Source organism: Streptomyces sp. NPDC001020 (genome assembly GCF_053599115.1).
Window position 1 is genome coordinate 44,804 of record NZ_JBSFLQ010000034.1, and the last position, 16,469, is coordinate 61,272.

Here is a 16,469-nt window from a genome sequence, read left to right on the forward strand (position 1 = left end):
GAGCTTTGAGGAAGGGCCGCGGCCCTTTGGCCGGTCAGGTCGTCCCTACGGTCACGCCCGCGGCACTGATCGCCTTGATCTCGTCGGCCGGTGCCGACTGGTCGGTGACGAGAGTGTGCAGAGCCGTGACCGGGGCGACGAAGGCGTGGGCCGTACGGGAGAGCTTCACACCGCTGGTCGCGGCGATGACACGTCGTGCAGAGCCGATCGCCGCCTGTTTGACGGCGGCGTCGTCAAGGTCGTAGGCGGTCAGGCCCTGCTCCGCGGTCAGTCCGCAGCAGCCGATGACCGCAGTGTCGAAGCGCAGTGCCGCTAGCGACGACAGCGTCAAGGGGCCGGTCAGTGCTCCCTCGCCCGGCCGGGGTCGGCCGCCGGGAACCAGGAGTGTGGTCTGCCCGGGGCCGTCGGCGACCGCGTTGACCGCCTGTAGTGACAGGGGCATCACGGTCACGAGTCGGCCGCGCAGTGCCCTGGCGACCTCCAGGCAGGTGGTGCCGCTGTCGAGGACAACAGTCTCCCCGTCGGCGATCAGCGAGGCCACATGCGCGGCGATGCGCCGCTTGGCCTCAGTGTCTTCCCGCGCGCGCAGGACGAAGGGTGGTTCCTCACCGCGCAGCAGCAGACTACGGGCGCCGCCGCGGAAGCGTTCCAGCACACCCTGGGTGGCGAGCACCTCCAGGTCTCGGCGGACGGTCATCTCCGATGCTCCGGTGAGGTCCGCCAGATCCCCGACCCCAAGACTGCCCGCCTCGCGTACGGCGTCCGTGATCTGCCTCAGGCGGTCCGTGTTCACCATGCCCGTGATTGAACACCATCCCCGTTGTACGAACAACAACGATGTGAGATACCGGCGTCTCCGCACACAATTCATGTTCGATATGTTTGGCCCATGGACCGATCACTGCGCGCCGCGCGTCTGGCCACTTTCACTTACTTCGTCCTCAACGGAACGCTGATGGGGATGTGGATCGTGCAGATTCCTCCCGTCGAGCACCGCGTCGGCATCAGCCACGCCGTCCTGGGCGGGTTCCTGCTCCTGCTCGCGGCGGGCGCCTTCGTCGGGATGCGCCTGACCGGCCCGGTCGTCGACCGTCTCGGTACGCGGATCGTGGTGCCCGCCTCCGCGGTCCTGTGCAGCGCCGCCCTGGTACTGCCCGGCCTGGCCACGGACGCCTGGACGCTCGCGGGCGCTCTCTTCGTGCTCGGCCTCGGCAACGGCTGCCTGGATGTGAGCATGAACGCCCACGCCGTCCAGGTCGAGAAGGCCTACGGGCGCCCGGTGATGTCCGCCTTCCACGCCACCTTCTCCGTCGGCGGTGTTCTGGCCGCCCTGGTCGGCGCCGCCACCACGAGCTGGGGTTGGGCCCCCGCGGTAACGCTGGGCGCAGCCGCCGCCCTCGGGATCGCCATCGCCGTATGTGCCGCGCCCGGCCTCCTGCCCTCCGCTACCGAACCGGCCACCGAGCCCGAGGCTGAGCAGGGCGAACCGACTTCGCGCACTGCGGCCAGCCGCATCTGGATCCTGGCGGCCCTCGCGCTGATGGTCATGCTGTGCGAGGGCGTCGCCAACGACTGGAGCGTGCTGCACCTGCGTACCGTCCTCGGGGCCTCGGCAGGCACCGCGGCCTTCGCCTACGGTGCTTTCGCCGCAGCAATGACCATCGGCCGACTGCTCGCCGACCGCATCTCCGCCCGCTTCGGCCCCGCCGCGATCCTGCGCTACGGCGCAGCGCTGTCCGCCCTCGGCATGACGGCAGCCGCCCTGTCCCCGTGGATACCTCTCGCCCTGTCCGGCTGGGCCCTCTTCGGTGCCGGACTGTCCGGATGCGTTCCCCAGCTCTTCAGCGCCGCAGGCCATGCCGACGACGGCGCCGCCGGTGCCAACGTCTCCCGCGTCGCGAGCCTCGGCTACCTCGGCATGCTCGCCGGTCCCGCCGTCATCGGCTGGCTCACGCATCTGGTCCCGCTGAACCTGGCCTTCTTCCTCCCCGTGGCCTGCTGTGCTGTCACGGCGGCGGCCGCCGGGATCCTCCGCCCCTTGTCGCAGCCTGCTCGTGCCTGATTGGGTACGGCGCTACGTGCGCGACGAGCGCAGCAGGCACGACGAGGGGCGTGGAGCCGCGTGGAACCAGGGGCACGACAGGAAACCGGGGGCACCCTGCCCGTAGGACTCGGGCAGGCCGTACGCGAGAGCGCCCGTGACATCGCCGCGCTCCTGCGCACGGTGACCGATACGACCGTTCACATACCCGGCTCGGAGTGGACCGTCGGTGAGGCGGCGGCACATCTCGCGCAGGCCAACGAGTTGATGGCCGACCTTGCACGGGGCCACGAACGCCCATACGGGGACGGCACGCCCAAGAGCCTGGCCGCGGCCAACGCACGTGCCCTCGCCGCGTTCGACGAACGCCGCGCGGAACCGCTGGCGGCGATGATCGTGCAGCAGGCGGACCTCTTCCTCGACGCGGTGGCCGAGAACGTGGCGGACGGAACCGCCGACCGGACCGTCGTCTCACCACTCGGCCCCCTGGACCGGTCCATCCTCGCCTCGTACCTCCTGACGCACATGCTCGGCCACGGATACGACCTCGCTCGCGCGCTGGGCCGGCCCCATATGATCGACCGCGCTCGGGTCGGGCTGTGCATGCCGTTCATGACGACGGCCATGCCGCGCGTCGTCAACACCGCAGCCGCAGCCGGACTGACGGTCCGCTACACGCTTCGTCTTCGGGGCGGCTCGGCGTTCGGCGTCACCTTCACCGAAGGCACCGTCGATGTTTCGCCGAGGCCACCGGGCCGTCCCGACTGCACCATCTCCATCGAGCCCGTCACGTTCCTCCTCATGGCGCTGGGCCGTCGCGACCCGTGGCGGGCCATCGCCCGTGGTCAGGTACTCGCATGGGGGCGTAAACCGTGGCTCGCGCTCCGCTTCCCGACCCTGTTCACCGCGCCCTGAACCGCAGAACCCACGGAGGGCGTGGAACCGCACCATCATCAGCACACCGGCCGCAGTCTCAGGCATGGCCACCAGGCCCTTCGCCCGCAGGCAGGTAGCGGAGGCGACTTCCGTAAACGCCTGACTTGACTTGCGTCACGCAAGGCCACTGTCCGAGTACGCCCGACCCACCCGGAACGCGATGTCTGATTCCCGCCAGCGACCAGCCCCTGGAGTGCCGCAGAGTAGAAGGGTGACCAGCGACGACAGCATGTACGAGGCGGTGTGCAGCCGCGATGCCCGCTTCGACGGCGAGTTCTTCTTCGCCGTCTCCACGACCGGCATCTACTGCCGACCGAGCTGTCCCGCCACCACACCCAAGCGGCGGAATGTGTGTTTCTTCCCCACCGCCGCGGCCGCTCAGCACTCTGGCTTCCGTGCGTGCCGACGCTGTCGCCCGGACGCGGTGCCCGGCTCCGCGGCATGGAACGCCCGCGCGGACGCGGTCGGCCGTGCGATGCGGCTGATCAGCGATGGGGTCGTCGACCGCGAGGGTGTGGCAGGACTGGCCGCGCGGCTGGGCTACAGCACGCGGCAGGTGCAGCGGCAACTGAACGCGGAAGTCGGCGCCGGCCCCACCGCCCTCGCGCGGGCGCAGCGAGCGCACACCGCCAGGATCCTGTTGCAGACCACCCGTATGCAGGCCGCCGAGATCGCGTTCGCGGCCGGGTTCGCCAGCGTGCGGCAGTTCAACGACACCATCCGCGCGATCTACGCCGCCACGCCCAGCGAACTGCGCGTAGCCAAGCAGGGCCGATCCGCCTGTTACGGAGCAGTCGGCAGTGCGGACCGTGCGGCGGGCATACCGCTGCGCCTGGCCTACCGCGGCCCCTACTCCACAGCCGAGGTCTTCGACTACCTCACCGTCCGATCCCTCACCGGCGTCGAGGAAGTCACCGGCAAGCCCGGCAGCCGCAGCTACCGGCGCACCCTGAACCTGCCGCACGCGCCGGGCATTGCCGAGGTCAGCGAGAAGCACGGCGACGGCTGGCTCCAGTGCCATCTGCACCTGGGCGATCTACGCGACCTGACCACCGCCACCCAGCGCATACGTCGCCTGTTCGACCTGGACGCAGACCCCTACGCCGTCACCGAACGCCTCCGTAACGACCCCGCACTCGTCCCGCTGGTCGAACGCCGGCCCGGACTGCGCGCTCCCGGAGCCGCCGACCCGCACGAGGCCGCGATCCGCGCCGTGCTGGGACAGCAGGTGTCCGTGGCCGCAGGGCAGAAGCTGGGCAATGTGCTGGTGGCCGCCTACGGGCAGCCACTGGAGACACCCAGTGGCGGCCTCACCCATGTCTTCCCCACAGCCGAGGCCCTGGCCGGGGCGTCGTTGACGGAACTCGGCACGCCCGAATCCCGCCGCGCCACCCTGCGTGGGATCTCCGGCGCGCTGGCCGATGGCACGGTGCGCCTGGACGCGGGAGCCGACCGGGACGAGGCCGAAAAGGCCCTGCTGGCCTTGCACGGCATCGGACCGTGGACGGCCGGCTACATCCGTATGCGGGCGCTGGGCGACCCCGATGTCCTGCTCACCGACGATGTGGCCGTGCAGGCCGGCATGCGACACACGGGCGCGGAGGCGGTGGACGCGGAAGGCTGGCGGCCCTGGCGCACCTACGCCATGCACCACTTCTGGAACGCCGCCGGCGACCGGCGCCGTGCCCCGGCAACGTGACGTCCGGACACAAAAGGCGTACACCCTGCAGAGTGGCTGCTGAGGGCACCACCGAGAGATCTGGTGAAAGGACAGCGGACCGATGACGGTCTACACGATGATGGACAGCCCCCTGGGCGAACTGCTGCTGGTGGGAGAGGAGTCGGACACCGCCAAGGGCGGCACCGCGCTCGCCTCGCTGTCCATGCCCGGCCAGAAGTACGGGGCCGTCGTCCGTGACGGCTGGACCGAGAAGCCGGAGGCGTTCACCGAGATCGTCGCCCAATTGCGGTCGTACTTCGATGGCACGCTGACCCGCTTCGACATCGAGTACGTCACCAGCGGTACGGACTTCCAGCGGCGGGTGTGGACGGCACTGGAGGCGATCCCGTACGGCACCACTCTCACCTACGGCGACATCGCCCGGAGGATCGGAGTCTCGAAGGCCGCGGTACGGGCCGTTGGAACGGCGATCGGCGCCAACCCGCTGTTGGTCGTACGCCCATGCCACCGCGTGATCGGCGCCGGTGGCGCGCTGACCGGCTATGCGGCCGGTCTGGAACGCAAGCGGCAACTGCTGGACCTGGAACACCCGGCAGCTTGAGGCATCACACCGGTTCTCCTCGTGGCCGCGTTGTCAGTGGCGGCTGCGATGGTGTTCGCATGGATGAGCTGGAGTTCATGCAAGGCCGGGTCTACGGGGCCGGCCACGACGATCCGGGCCCGCGATCGGGTCGGGTGTACGCCGAGTTGGTCGGCGGTCCGTTGGATGGCCTGCTGCTCGATGTCACCGGTCGGCCCGACAACGAGCTGAAGGACGGAGTAGTGCTGCCGACCGAGATAGGCCGCTATGGGCCGGGCGGTCGCGCGGTGTATGTACCCAGGGAAGCGGCCGGGCACAGGTTCGACTGGCGAGGGGACATGCCGTGAGACAGGCCTGGCCGGCGGAAACCCGTTGGCCCCTGTCCGGGTCCGTAGGAGATGTCGCGCGTGAAGGAGCGCGCGGGCGCTTGAGGGGGCCAGCTCCCAGGCACCGGCACCGCCTGCTGGGTGCCGGTGCCGGTTCCGGTTCCGGTTCCGGGTCGGTACGGGGCGTGTCTCAGTGGGCGCGTTCGAAGGCGCCGAAGGCAGCCTCCTGTCGCCACTCCAGCCGTGCCTTCGCACTGTCGGCGAGCAGGCGTCGGCAGGCCGGGGTCCGCACGGGGACGCCGGGGCGTTCGCCGCGGCAGGCAGGGGCGAGGTGGTAGCCCTTGGTGGTGGGGTGCGCCTGCCACAGGCTCGTGCCGGGCAGGAAGGCGTACTCCAGGGAGGCGCGGGCCAGATCCTTCAGCTCGGGGTAGGTCAGGCCGTAGGTGCCGGCGGCGTACTGGTACTCATGACTGATGTCGATCCGGGACACGCCGGGATCGTCGGTGGCCAGGACGATGGGGACGCCGAAACGGCGGTAGGCGGTGAAGGGGTGCTCGGTCCCCTTCACGCCGAGGATCTGGGCGTTGCTGGTGAAGGGCACCTCGACGGCGATCTGGCGGGCTGCCATGGTGCGGGCCGTCTGCTGCCAGTAGTCCTCGTGGACGAGGTCGACGCCGTGTCCGACGCGCTGGGTGCGGGCGACGTTCACGGCCTCCTTGATGTGGAACTTCAGGTCTTGCGGCTTGACCAGCCCGGTCCACAACTCGCCCGCGTGCAGGGTGACATGAGCCTTGGGATACTGGTTGCGCAGATACCCGACCATGCGCATCTGCAGGCTGTAGTTGCGCAGCGAGCTGTCCCAGTCCTCGGGCTGGACGAGATTGACCGCGACGAAGCGCCGGTCGCGCTCCGCCAGTCGCATCCCGAGAGCGAGCTGCGTGAAGACCCGCTCCGGTGAACTGCCGCGGGATGCCTGGGAGATCCAGCGGACCGTGAGCCGGCAGCCGGGCCGGGCTTGCCGGGTGCCGCAGTGTTCGGTGGCGCGGAACTCGGCCTCGGAGTCGTCGGTCTCCCTGCGGGCCTCGGCCACGAGTGCGTCCAGCTTGCCGCCGGCCACCAGCTTGTGGTGCAGGGCGGCCAGGTCGTCGTCCCAACCGACCTTGTCAGCCAGCTTCTTGGCGCTGTCCGAAGCCGGGGTGACCATGGTTTCCAGGTAGAGCTGGTTTTGGCGAACGACGTCATTGGCGACCTGGGCGAGCAGTTTTCCGCGGTGTCGCCAGGTCACCTCGCCGAACTTCCCGAAGGTGTCGAAGAAGTGGTCGTGACCGTTCTGGTCGGGAGGGAAGTCCTCCATGGACCATGCGCGCAGAAGCGCTTCGTGGAAGGTGCGGTCGGTGCGGGCATCCGCCACGGGGCGTGTGCCGGGGCCGCACGGCGGGGTGACGGCGGTCATCGTCGTGGTGTTGACGCACAGCCCGTCGTCGGTCGCCAGTTTGATGAGGTACTCGGTCGACACCGCGCCGGAGAGGTGGTTGTGCAGGTCTCCGCCCTTGGGCAGTCGCAGGAAGAAACCTCGCAGCAGTTCGGGCTGGTCGCGGACCGAGTTCAGGTAGGCGTCGGTACGGGCCTCGGCGGCCGTCGCCAGTCGGGACGGCGGCACGGCACGCGAAGGATGCCCGTGGTCCGGCTGTGCGGTGGCGGGCAGGGCGGACAGCAGGGAGAGGGTGCCGAGGGCGGCCGGAACGATCCGGCGGCGTAGGACACTTCGGGTTTGCAAGCTCACCACGGCATGATCGGGGCAGGCAGGGCTGTGGCACGGACTGACGGGCCGTGTGCACGCGGCATTCCCCCGACCGAGTGACCGGCTGGGGGAGGTCACCGTCGGTAGGAGCGGCTCGGTAACGGCCGGTCGGATCCTGGCTGCGTCCCAACTGCGGCCCTACCTCTGGGGAGGCGCCCGACGCGTGGTTACAGTACGCGGTATGACACGCGATCGGGCCGAATCCCGGCAGCAGGCGCCGGCGGTGGCGTTCCTCGAGGGCCAGGAGATCACCACGATCGGGTGCCGTCAGTGCGGTACCGAAGTGGCTGGTGTCAACGGACGTTACGCATGTGGTGTATGTGGATGGGTGAACCACTGGAGCGAAGGCCACAATGAACTGCCGACCGCTGGAGACGACGTGTCAGAGGCATGAACGTTCCCCGGCACGCTCCAGGCAGCTGATCTGGGGAGGCAACTGGTGCGCCTTGGTTCGCCCTGGAGCGTTGACGGCACTTCCTCCGACTCAATGGGTACCGCCATCGCTCCCTTGCGTTGAGGCGGATGCGTGCGCGCTTCGGCTTTGGTCGATGAGGGCGGCGAAGGCGTCGAGCACGCGTTGCAGTCCGAACGCGTAGGCGTGGTCCGGGTTGTAGGCACTGCCGTGTGCGGCGCCTGCCGCTTGGCCGACGCGGACGGCGGTGGGGTAGGCCTTCGCATCGAGGACCCGGCTCAGGAGCGGGGCGTTCACTTCCCACCACTGTTGGTCGTTCATGGCACTGTCGTGCTGGGCGGCGCGGGCGTCGGCATCGGCGCGGGCGCATGCCTGCACGAAGGTGAGCAGGTAGCTCAGGCAGTCGTCCATCTCGACATCGCTGAGGCCGAGGCCGTCGAGTGCGGATAGTTCGTGCTCGTACTTCGCCATCTGGCCCGGTCCCAGCGGTGGTCTGGCGGTGGAAACGGCCGCGGCCCAAGGGTGGCGCTCGAAGAGGGACTTGTTCTCTTCGGCGACGGCGGTGACACGTCGGCGCCAGGGCTGTCCGGTGGTGTCCGTGCGGGGCATACCGGCGTAGGCGGCGTCGAGCATGAGGTCGAGGAGTTCGGCCTTGCCCGGGACGTAGGTGTACAGCGTCATCGGCACCACGCCGAGTTCTTGGGCCACCCGGCGCATGGTCACGGCGTCCAGGCCCTCGGTATCGGCGACGGTGGTGGCGGCCTCGACCACCGCATCGAGGCTCAGCGCGCGTCGAGGCCCTCGGCGACGGTCCGGAGTGGAGTCACGCCACAGCAGTTGCAGGGTTCGGGCCGGGTCGCCCGCGCTGGTTCGTTCCGTAGGCACGGGATCATCTTCTCGCACATAATCTCTGTACGGTGTACAGTGTACGACGTACAGAGAAGTTGTGAATGGGCTCAGTGCGATCGTGAAGGAGTATCCGTGCAGGTCACTTCGAGTGCCGTGTCGCTCAACGTCGACGACGTCCCTGCCTCCAGTGCGTTTCTCGTCAAACACTTCGGGTTCCGTGAGGAGATGGCCGCCGACGGCTTCGCGTCTCTCGCGCGTGACGACGTCGGTATGAACGTCGTCTTCCTGCGGCGGGGGCTGGCGACTCTCCCGGCGGACCAGCGTGAAGAGCGTGCCGCCGGGCTGATTCTCGCCTTCGTCGTCGACGACCTCGAAGGGGAGCTGGCGCGTCTGCGTGCCGAGGGCGTCGCGATCACGATGCCGCTGACCGACGAGGAGTGGGGCGAACGCGCCTTCCAGGTCCGCGACCCCAACGGTGTCATCGTCCAACTGGTCGACTGGAACGCCCCCACCAGTCGCTGAGACAACCGGATCCGGCGTCGCCCCCTCACGTGCTCGTGAGGGGGCGCGTGCCGTGTGCGGCGGGGGATGAGCGCTGCTGAGGTCGTGTGCCTTCGCGCCGCACTGTGCGACTGCCTGTGCCGCCACAGTGAGACCGACAAGGGCAGCGGTGACCTCCTCGCCGGCGGTGACTAAGTTCTGTACCGGGTTCGTCCTGCCGACCCTGGGTTGAGAGTACCGAGCGTATTTCTACTCCAGTAGCTTTCACCTGGTGCAGTAGCTTGCCAACGCCGCCACCAGCCGTCGCGCAGCACACCAATCGGAGAGTCACACATGCCCCGAGAAGCGCCGTACCTTGCAGTAGCCGATGCGCTGCGCGCGCGGATTCTCGCGGGAGAGTGGGGGGTCGGGGAGCGTCTGCCGTCCCGGGCGCAGCTTGCCGAGGAGTACGGGGTCGGGCGCAATGTCACGCAGAAGGCGATGGACCGTCTGATCGTCAAGGGCCTCCTCGAAGGACGTCCGGGCTCGGGGACCTACGTCCGTGTGCCGCGCGAGCGCCTGCGGATGGTCCGCTCGCGGCACCGTGAACGTCGGGGCGGTTCCCCCTCCCGTGCCGACGTGAAGGAGCGGGGCACGGCCGGCGCCTGGGACGCCCACAGCCAAGTGCGCGTCCCCGCCCCTGAGGCCATCGCCGAGCGTCTCGCCATCAGCGCCGGAGACCTCTGCGTGAACACGCACTACGAGTTCCTCGCCGACGGCCAACCCGTCCAACTCTCGGAATCCTGGGAGCCGATGGCCATCACGGGGGGAACGCCGATCGTGCTGCCCGAGATGGGCCCCCTCGCGGGAAAGGGGGTGGTCGAGCGCATGCGCTCCATCGGTGTGGCCGTCGAGACCGTGGTCGAACTGCCGCGCCCGGCTCGTGCCGGCCAGGAACAGGCGAACCTACTGGGGATCACTGTGGGGGACCTGGTCCTCCAGATCGAGCGGACCATCTTCGCCACCGACGGACGTCCGGTGGAAACCGCCGACATCGTCATTCCGGACGTACGCCGGGAAGTGGCTTACGAGTTCGGCATCGACCTGCCGTAGCACTTGAAGCCAGTAGCGCGACACTGCGAATTCGACAGTAGGTAACCCGAATGTCAATACCCTCCCGGCTCGGCCTCTTACGCGATCCGAACTTCGGGCGGTTGTTTGCCGCCACCGCGCTCGGCCAGCTGGGCGATCGCGTCATTTTTCTGGCATTGCCGCTGGTTGCGATCGTGGCATTGAACGCTGATGAGTTCCAGGTCGGACTGCTGACCGCGATGACCACTGCGGGCTCGCTCCTGGTCGGCCTGCCGGCAGGCGCGTGGGTGGACCGCATACGGAAGCGGTCGGTCATGATCAGCACCGATCTTGTCAGGTCGCTGGTTTTCCTGACGATACCGATCGCGTGGTGGGCCGGTTTACTGACAGTCTGGTGGCTCTATGCGGTCGCATTGGTTCATGGAGTGCTGACTGTCTTCTTCGATGTCGCTTACCTCAGCTATCTGCCGCACCTGGTGGGGCGCGGCAACCTTGTTGAAGGAAACGCGAAACTCTCGGCGGTGCGCTCGGTGACCAGCATCAGTGGGCCGGCGGTAGCAGGCCCACTGGTCGGCTGGGCCGGAGCCCCTTCAGCCCTTTTGGCCAGTTCTGTCGGGATGGCCCTGTCGGGTCTGATAGCGATCAGTATCCGCAAGCGCGAACAGAAGCCGGAGCCGAGTGAGCACCCTCAACTGCGTCGAGACATCAAGGATGGGCTGAAGTTCGTCTTCAAGCATCCCGTACTGCGCGCAACCATATTGGGGGATGCGCTGTTCAACCCCTTCCTGATCATGTATCAGACCATGTTGCTGGTCTTCTTGGAGAGGGAGATGGGCCTCGAGTCCTTCGGTATCGGCCTCATCCTGTCGGGAATGGGTTGTGGCGCCCTGCTGGGTGCACTGTTGGCGGCCAGGGTCTCGAAGCGGGTCGGGCAAGGTCCGGTCATCTGGATCGCGCCACTCCTCACCTGTCCGCTGACAGCTCTGATGCCGTTGGCGCGACCTGGTTGGAGCGTGTACGCGGCGGCGATCGGGCTCGCGGGTCTCTCGCTGGGCGGGGTCGTCCGCGTTGTGGCTCAGTCAAGCTTCCAGCAGGCCCTTACGCCAGATCGGTTCCTCGGTCGGATGAGCGCGACGGCCCGGTTCGTGTCCTGGGGTGGCCTCCCTCTGGGAGGAGTCCTGGGTGGAGTTGTGGGCTCTGTGTTCGGAGCGACAGCCACGTTGTGGATCGGCGCAGTCGGCATGACGCTGAGCTTCCTTCCGAACTTCCTGTCACCGCTTCGCACTATGCGGACGTTGCCCAGGTAACGGAAGCCGGAGAGTACGGCTATTGAGGCGATGTGACGGCTTCGTCAAGAAAGGGGAGCGTGTTGAGAGGGGGCCTGACCGTCCCGGCCGGCCTCCTGTGGCTCGCGATCCGGAGCACCGCAGCCCATGAGCCGACCTTGCCAGCCGTACCCACTGAGGCAACGTGTTCATGGCGTGACCGGGGTGGTGCCGGAGGTGGTGCGGCACGGTCCGGGCTACGAGGCGGACGGCTGCTACGCCTCGACGCCCATCAGCAGGGTGTCGAGGCGCAGATTCAGGCGCTGGAGTGTCGCTTCGGGTGTCTCAGCTCACCGCCTGCTTCACGAGCGCGGCGATCCGCTCCTCCACCTCGGCCGTCACCTCGGTCAGGGCGAAACCGGCTGCCCACATCGTGCCCTCGTCCAGCTTGGCCTGGTCGCTGAACCCGAGCGTCGCGTAGCGCGCCTTGAACTTCTCCGCGCTCTGGAAGAAGCAGAGGACCTTGCCGTCCAGCGCGTAGGCGGGCATCCCGTACCAGAGCTTGGGCGCGAGGTTCGGGGCGCTGGCTGTGATGACAGCATGGACGCGTTCGGCCATGATCCGGTCCGAGTCCTGCATCTCGGCTATCTTCGCGAGTACGTCCCGCTCCGCCTCCGCCGCCTTCAGTTCTTTGGCATGGTCCTTCATCGCGGCCCGCTCCTCGGCCGTGAATCCCCCGTACGTGTCGCTTTCGGTGCTGCTCATGACAGATCTCCCCCTTGAGAATCTTGATGAGCCGGAACTTGAGGGCAGACCTTATCCTGGCTCACCGACACCGGGATTACCGGTGTGTACAGCAGTCGTAGGCAGCACCCGTGAGGGTTGACGGGTAGTCAGCTCTTCGCGTCGGGTGCGTCAACTGCCGTCAGGGTCACCGTGCCGTCGTCAGCGACCGACCAGCCGGGGTTGTGGCACACCTCCCACCGATGACCGTCGGGGTCGGTGAAGTAGCCGTGGTAACCGCCGAACGCCGCGCGTTGCGGCTCTTTGAGGACAGTCGCTCCTGCTCTACGGGCCCGCTGTACGGCCTCGTCGACCTGGGCGGGTGAGTCGAGGTTCTGGGCGAGGGTGAACGGTGTGCCGGCAGTTGCCGGGTGGCCGGTGTCGATGCCGAGGTCGGTCAGAGGGAAGAGCGCCAACGCGACCCCCTTGCCGATCTGGTAGAAGACGATCTCGTCCAGATCGAGGAGCGGTGTCCAGCCCAGGCCGTGACTGTAGAACTGGCGGCTGATCTTGAGGTCCCCGACCCCCAGTGTCACGAGACTCAACTGCTGTTTCATCAACCGCCCCCACGCACAGGTAGGTAGTAGATCGCCGTCCGGTGACAACGCTACCGCCCGACAGGGCGGACGTCGCCTGATGCGGACTGGGCGTACTGGCCCCGGTCTGCCGCCGTCCAGCGAGAAGCACGCCCGTCGTAGACGTCCGCGTACAGAAGTGAGCTTCGCGGCTATGGTTCCTCTCACTGGTCAAGGAGTTGACTGAGGGCATGACGAACACAGAGAGCACTTCCACAACCGCGGACAACACGACTCTGGTGATCGGCGGCACGGGCAAGACCGGGCGCCGGGTGGCCGAGCGGCTCACGGCACGAGGCCTTCCGGTGCGCGTCGGGTCCCGCTCCGGTGAGCCGCCCTTCGTGTGGGAGGACCCCACCACCTGGGACGCCGCCCTCGAAGGCGTCAGCGCCGTCTACGTCACCTACTACCCCGACCTCGCCTTCCCGGGCGCCGCCGAGGCTGTCGGCGCCCTCGCCCGCACCGCCGTCGCCAAGGGGGCCCGGCGTCTGGTCCTGCTGTCCGGGCGCGGAGAGGAAGGGGCCCGCGTCAGTGAGGACAAGCTCAAGGAGTCCGGTGCCGACTGGACGGTGATCAGGGCCAGTTGGTTCACGCAGAACTTCAGCGAGAGCTTCTTCCATGAACTGGTTCTCGCCGGTGAACTCGCCTTGCCGACCGGAGACGCGGTGGAGCCGTTCGTCGACGCCGACGACATCGCCGACGTCGCCGTGGCGGCTCTCACCGAGGACGGTCACGTCGGCAAGACCTACGAGCTGTCCGGACCGCGTCTGCTGACCTTCCACCAGATCGCCGAGGAACTGAGCAAGGCGACCGGACGGCAGATCACCTACACCCCCGTCACGCTCGACGATTTCCGCAAGTCCCTTGAGGACGAAGGGCTTCCCGTCGAGTACGCCGACCTGTTCGAGTTGATCCTGGACGGCCGCAACGCCCATCTCGTCCACGGCGTAGAGGAGACCCTCGGTCGCAAGCCCAAGGACTTCGCCGACTTCGCCCGTGACGCCGCGGCCAGCGGCGTGTGGAACACCTGAACCACCCGGCGCCGCGGTCCGTACCCGCCGCGGTCGCCGTCCGCCTTGTCGCACCGCCAGGGGAGGAGGCCACCGCCACGCCGGGCGGGTACTGCGGCGCCGACCTGCCTCGGCCGGACCCGGGCAGTGCGCGCCGGCGCCTACCCGTGCGGGCTTCCCTGTTTCCGAGTCACCGGTTCCCCGTACGTACCCTCGCCGAGCAAGTGGGCCGGCCCCGCAACACACCTCAAAGGACGACATGGACACGATCGCAGGCCTCCTCGAGGGGCCCAAGGCACGCGGAGCCTTCCTGCTCAAGTCGGTCTTCAACCCGCCGTGGGCGCTGAGGATCGAGGACCGGGCGCCGATCTCGGTGGGCACGATGGTGCACGGCAACGCCTGGATCAGGCCCGACCATGCCGACCCGGTCCTGCTGCGGCCCGGCGACGTGGCGGTGATGCGCGGGCCCGACCCGTACGTCATCTCCGACGCCCTCGACACCGTCGTGCAGATCACCGTGGGCCCCGATCAGCGGTGCAACAGCGCCGCGGGGGAGGACGTCACGGACACCATGGCCCTCGGCGTGCGTACCTGGGGCGACGCGCTCGGCGGGGGTTCGGCGGTGATGCTCTCCGGCACCTACCAGGCGCCCAGCGAGATCGGCCGCCGCCTGTTGAACACCCTGCCCGTCGTCCTGGTGCGCCCCGCCGCAGAGGGCAGCGACCCGCTGATCGGGCTGCTCGCCAAGGAGGTGGTCCGGGACGAACCGGGTCAGGAACTCGTCCTGGACCGCCTGCTGGACTTGCTACTGATCAACGTACTGCGCGGCTGGCTGGCCGACCCCGAATCCGGCGCACCGGCCTGGCACCGGGCTCAGAGCGACCCGGTCGTGGGGCCGGCACTGCGGCTGCTGCACGACAGCCCCGCCCATGCGTGGACGGTCGAGTCGATCGCCCGCAAGGTCGGGGTCTCCCGGGCCCAGCTCGCCCGCCGCTTCACCGCCGTCGTCGGGGAGCCACCGATGGCCTACCTCGCCGGCTGGCGGCTCACCCTTGCCGCGGACCTGCTGCGCGAACCGGATATGACGCTGGCCACGGTGGCCCGCAGGGTCGGCTACAGCAGTGGCTTCGCACTGAGCTCCGCCTTCAAACGGGTACGCGGGATCAGTCCCCAGGAACACCGCGACCAGGCGATCGCGGGCACTCAACGGACCTGAGGTGGAGATTCCACCATTGGAAGACGCAGGCTCGTGGACGCGGCGCGGCTTCACGCTGGGCCGAGCCCCATCCACGGGGCGGCCGTGAGCGAGCGCCGGTCTCCCACCCATCATTCTCCCGACGTTCTCTCGACCAGTAGCGAGGAAGCACCGATGACAGCCGACCCGTACCAGCAGCACGGCCAGTTGGGCAGCCACGCCCTCACACCGCCGCGGCCGGCCGAACGACCGAGCAGGACGGCCGGTCCGCTGCTCATCGTGTCGACAGTCGCGGTGGGTCTCATGGCCGGACTGTTCCTCGCCTTCGACGTGTCGGTCATGCCCGGGCTGAACAGTACCGACAACCGCACCTTCGCCACCGCGATGCAGAACTTCAACAGCGAGATCGACGGCAATGGTCTGTTCGGCCTCGTCTTCACCGGCGCGCTCCTGGCCGCCGGGGCCGCCACCGTCATCGAGTACCGCCGTGGCCGTAGGGCGGTCGCCCTGTGGGCGGGCGTGGCCACCGGGCTGTACCTCCTGGTCCTGCTGATCACCTTCGCCGTGAACATTCCGCTCAACAACGAGCTCGCCGACCTCGGCAACCCCGCCAAGGTCCACGACTTCTCCGTCATCGACAAGTTCAGGACCACGTGGGAGGGCACTAACATCCTTCGTACCGTGCTCAACACCGCTGCCCTGGGCTGCATCGCCTACGCTGTCAGGCTCAACGGTCGCGCGGACGCGGTGCTCCGCGGTCGCTGACAGCACCGGCGGCGCCCCACCGGGTGCTGCCGGGATTCCCGACGGACTACTCGATCGGGAAGCGGTAGACCGTGGACTGTCGCGCCTTGAAGCCGAGCCGTACATAGAGCCGGTTCGCCGCCTCACGATCCGGTCGAGAGGTGAGGTCAACCGTCAGAGCACCCGCCTCCTGGGCGATCCGCAAGGCTTCCCGGGTGAGGAGGCCGGCGATTCCCCGTCCCCGCGCCGTACGGTCGACGACCACGTCTTCGACGCGGGCCCGCATGCCGGACGGCAAGGGCAGCAGCACCAGTGTGAGGGTGCCGACGATCGCGTCGGACGTCCGGGCTACGAGCACTGTGTTGGCGTCACAGGCCACCACCCGGTCGATCGTGTCGTGATCGAGCGGCTCCGCAGTCGAGGACAGCTGCGGGAGCAACCTGTTGAAAGCGTCGATGAGCTGCTGACTCGTCTCCCGGATGATCTCTACACGGATGTCCATGCAAGGAGCGTAACCAGCGACCGGCACAGCGAAGGCGGCCGGATGCCGGTCACGGGAAACCGGGCACGGACACGTTGCGTGATCTTGCGGATACGAGTCGGACGGCTTCCGGGTGCCGCTGGACGATTCCCTGCCCGGAACCCATGGTGGCGCACCTTTTGCAGCGCCATAGTGCCCTCACAGTAAAAAAGGGGGCT

Annotated in this window: 17 protein-coding genes; 11 read left to right on the top strand and 6 right to left on the bottom strand. The window is 68.3% G+C overall.

The genetic code is table 11. The annotated features are described in order from the left end of the window. Positions 1–34: 34 nt before the first annotated feature. A complete protein-coding gene (locus ACWDEX_RS27705) occupies positions 35–796 on the bottom strand; it encodes a DeoR/GlpR family DNA-binding transcription regulator (protein ID WP_450466906.1) in 762 nt (253 codons plus the stop codon). Positions 797–889: 93 nt separating this feature from the next. Between ACWDEX_RS27705 and ACWDEX_RS27710 the strand changes: the two genes are divergently transcribed. From ACWDEX_RS27710 to ACWDEX_RS27730, 5 genes are all read left to right on the top strand, one after another. Continuing rightward, positions 890–2,062: an MFS transporter gene (locus ACWDEX_RS27710; RefSeq protein ID WP_450466907.1), complete on the top strand. Its 1,173-nt coding sequence runs from the start codon at positions 890–892 to the stop codon at positions 2,060–2,062. Positions 2,063–2,122: 60 nt separating this feature from the next. Then, the gene (locus tag ACWDEX_RS27715; protein ID WP_450466908.1) at positions 2,123–2,956 is read left to right on the top strand and encodes a maleylpyruvate isomerase family mycothiol-dependent enzyme; all 834 of its coding nucleotides are present in this window, start codon (positions 2,123–2,125) and stop codon (positions 2,954–2,956) included. 181 nt (positions 2,957–3,137) lie between these two features. After that, the gene (locus ACWDEX_RS27720) at positions 3,138–4,676 is read left to right on the top strand and encodes an AlkA N-terminal domain-containing protein (RefSeq protein WP_450466910.1); all 1,539 of its coding nucleotides are present in this window, start codon (positions 3,138–3,140) and stop codon (positions 4,674–4,676) included. A gap of 82 nt (positions 4,677–4,758) precedes the next feature. Beyond that, on the top strand, positions 4,759–5,259 hold the full coding sequence (locus ACWDEX_RS27725) for a methylated-DNA--[protein]-cysteine S-methyltransferase (protein WP_450466911.1): 501 nt from the start codon (positions 4,759–4,761) through the stop codon (positions 5,257–5,259). A 59-nt stretch (positions 5,260–5,318) separates the two neighbouring features. Continuing rightward, the gene (locus ACWDEX_RS27730) at positions 5,319–5,585 is read left to right on the top strand and encodes a hypothetical protein (RefSeq protein ID WP_450466912.1); all 267 of its coding nucleotides are present in this window, start codon (positions 5,319–5,321) and stop codon (positions 5,583–5,585) included. A 169-nt stretch (positions 5,586–5,754) separates the two neighbouring features. Here the strand turns inward: ACWDEX_RS27730 and ACWDEX_RS27735 are convergent, their stop codons facing one another. Together ACWDEX_RS27735 and ACWDEX_RS27740 are read right to left on the bottom strand one after the other, a co-directional pair. After that, on the bottom strand, positions 5,755–7,347 hold the full coding sequence (locus tag ACWDEX_RS27735) for an adenosine deaminase family protein (protein ID WP_450466913.1): 1,593 nt from the start codon (positions 7,345–7,347) through the stop codon (positions 5,755–5,757). Positions 7,348–7,849: 502 nt separating this feature from the next. Further along, complete coding sequence (locus ACWDEX_RS27740) at positions 7,850–8,662, bottom strand: TetR/AcrR family transcriptional regulator (RefSeq protein ID WP_450466914.1); 813 nt, start codon at positions 8,660–8,662, stop codon at positions 7,850–7,852. Between the two features lie 96 nt (positions 8,663–8,758). On the opposite strand from ACWDEX_RS27740, the gene ACWDEX_RS27745 reads away from it, so the two are divergent. The 3 genes from ACWDEX_RS27745 (at position 8,759) to ACWDEX_RS27755 (ending at position 11,505) form a co-directional block, all read left to right on the top strand. Beyond that, positions 8,759–9,148, top strand: a complete 390-nt coding sequence (locus ACWDEX_RS27745) for a VOC family protein (protein ID WP_450466916.1) — start codon at positions 8,759–8,761, stop codon at positions 9,146–9,148. A gap of 312 nt (positions 9,149–9,460) precedes the next feature. Continuing rightward, positions 9,461–10,219, top strand: coding sequence for a GntR family transcriptional regulator (locus ACWDEX_RS27750; protein ID WP_450466917.1), 759 nt, complete (start codon positions 9,461–9,463; stop codon positions 10,217–10,219). Positions 10,220–10,269: 50 nt separating this feature from the next. After that, on the top strand, positions 10,270–11,505 hold the full coding sequence (locus tag ACWDEX_RS27755; RefSeq protein WP_450466918.1) for an MFS transporter: 1,236 nt from the start codon (positions 10,270–10,272) through the stop codon (positions 11,503–11,505). A 303-nt stretch (positions 11,506–11,808) separates the two neighbouring features. Here the strand turns inward: ACWDEX_RS27755 and ACWDEX_RS27760 are convergent, their stop codons facing one another. Beyond that, positions 11,809–12,228, bottom strand: coding sequence for an iron chaperone (locus ACWDEX_RS27760; protein ID WP_450466919.1), 420 nt, complete (start codon positions 12,226–12,228; stop codon positions 11,809–11,811). Between the two features lie 128 nt (positions 12,229–12,356). Continuing rightward, the gene (locus ACWDEX_RS27765; protein WP_450466956.1) at positions 12,357–12,782 is read right to left on the bottom strand and encodes a VOC family protein; all 426 of its coding nucleotides are present in this window, start codon (positions 12,780–12,782) and stop codon (positions 12,357–12,359) included. A gap of 230 nt (positions 12,783–13,012) precedes the next feature. Here ACWDEX_RS27765 and ACWDEX_RS27770 point away from each other — a divergent pair, with 230 nt between their 5' ends. From ACWDEX_RS27770 to ACWDEX_RS27780, 3 genes are all read left to right on the top strand, one after another. After that, positions 13,013–13,852, top strand: coding sequence for an NmrA family NAD(P)-binding protein (locus ACWDEX_RS27770; RefSeq protein ID WP_450466921.1), 840 nt, complete (start codon positions 13,013–13,015; stop codon positions 13,850–13,852). Between the two features lie 238 nt (positions 13,853–14,090). Beyond that, complete coding sequence (locus ACWDEX_RS27775) at positions 14,091–15,047, top strand: AraC family transcriptional regulator (RefSeq protein ID WP_450466923.1); 957 nt, start codon at positions 14,091–14,093, stop codon at positions 15,045–15,047. 153 nt (positions 15,048–15,200) lie between these two features. Next, the gene (locus ACWDEX_RS27780) at positions 15,201–15,791 is read left to right on the top strand and encodes an anthrone oxygenase family protein (protein ID WP_450466925.1); all 591 of its coding nucleotides are present in this window, start codon (positions 15,201–15,203) and stop codon (positions 15,789–15,791) included. 46 nt (positions 15,792–15,837) lie between these two features. Here the strand turns inward: ACWDEX_RS27780 and ACWDEX_RS27785 are convergent, their stop codons facing one another. Beyond that, positions 15,838–16,272: a GNAT family N-acetyltransferase gene (locus tag ACWDEX_RS27785; protein WP_450466927.1), complete on the bottom strand. Its 435-nt coding sequence runs from the start codon at positions 16,270–16,272 to the stop codon at positions 15,838–15,840. Between the last annotated feature and the right edge of the window lie 197 nt (positions 16,273–16,469).

Excerpts from the sequence above, each read along its gene's own strand:
- ACWDEX_RS27705 (WP_450466906.1), bottom strand. The coding sequence starts at position 796 with ATGGTGAACACGGACCGCCTGAGGCAGATCACGGACGCCGTACGCGAG.
- ACWDEX_RS27710 (WP_450466907.1), top strand. The coding sequence starts at position 890 with ATGGACCGATCACTGCGCGCCGCGCGTCTGGCCACTTTCACTTACTTC.
- ACWDEX_RS27720 (WP_450466910.1), top strand. The coding sequence starts at position 3,138 with ATGTCTGATTCCCGCCAGCGACCAGCCCCTGGAGTGCCGCAGAGTAGA.
- ACWDEX_RS27725 (WP_450466911.1), top strand. The coding sequence starts at position 4,759 with ATGACGGTCTACACGATGATGGACAGCCCCCTGGGCGAACTGCTGCTG.
- ACWDEX_RS27730 (WP_450466912.1), top strand. The coding sequence starts at position 5,319 with ATGGATGAGCTGGAGTTCATGCAAGGCCGGGTCTACGGGGCCGGCCAC.
- ACWDEX_RS27750 (WP_450466917.1), top strand. The coding sequence starts at position 9,461 with ATGCCCCGAGAAGCGCCGTACCTTGCAGTAGCCGATGCGCTGCGCGCG.
- ACWDEX_RS27755 (WP_450466918.1), top strand. The coding sequence starts at position 10,270 with ATGTCAATACCCTCCCGGCTCGGCCTCTTACGCGATCCGAACTTCGGG.
- ACWDEX_RS27760 (WP_450466919.1), bottom strand. The coding sequence starts at position 12,228 with ATGAGCAGCACCGAAAGCGACACGTACGGGGGATTCACGGCCGAGGAG.
- ACWDEX_RS27770 (WP_450466921.1), top strand. The coding sequence starts at position 13,013 with ATGACGAACACAGAGAGCACTTCCACAACCGCGGACAACACGACTCTG.
- ACWDEX_RS27775 (WP_450466923.1), top strand. The coding sequence starts at position 14,091 with ATGGACACGATCGCAGGCCTCCTCGAGGGGCCCAAGGCACGCGGAGCC.
- ACWDEX_RS27780 (WP_450466925.1), top strand. The coding sequence starts at position 15,201 with ATGACAGCCGACCCGTACCAGCAGCACGGCCAGTTGGGCAGCCACGCC.
- ACWDEX_RS27785 (WP_450466927.1), bottom strand. The coding sequence starts at position 16,272 with ATGGACATCCGTGTAGAGATCATCCGGGAGACGAGTCAGCAGCTCATC.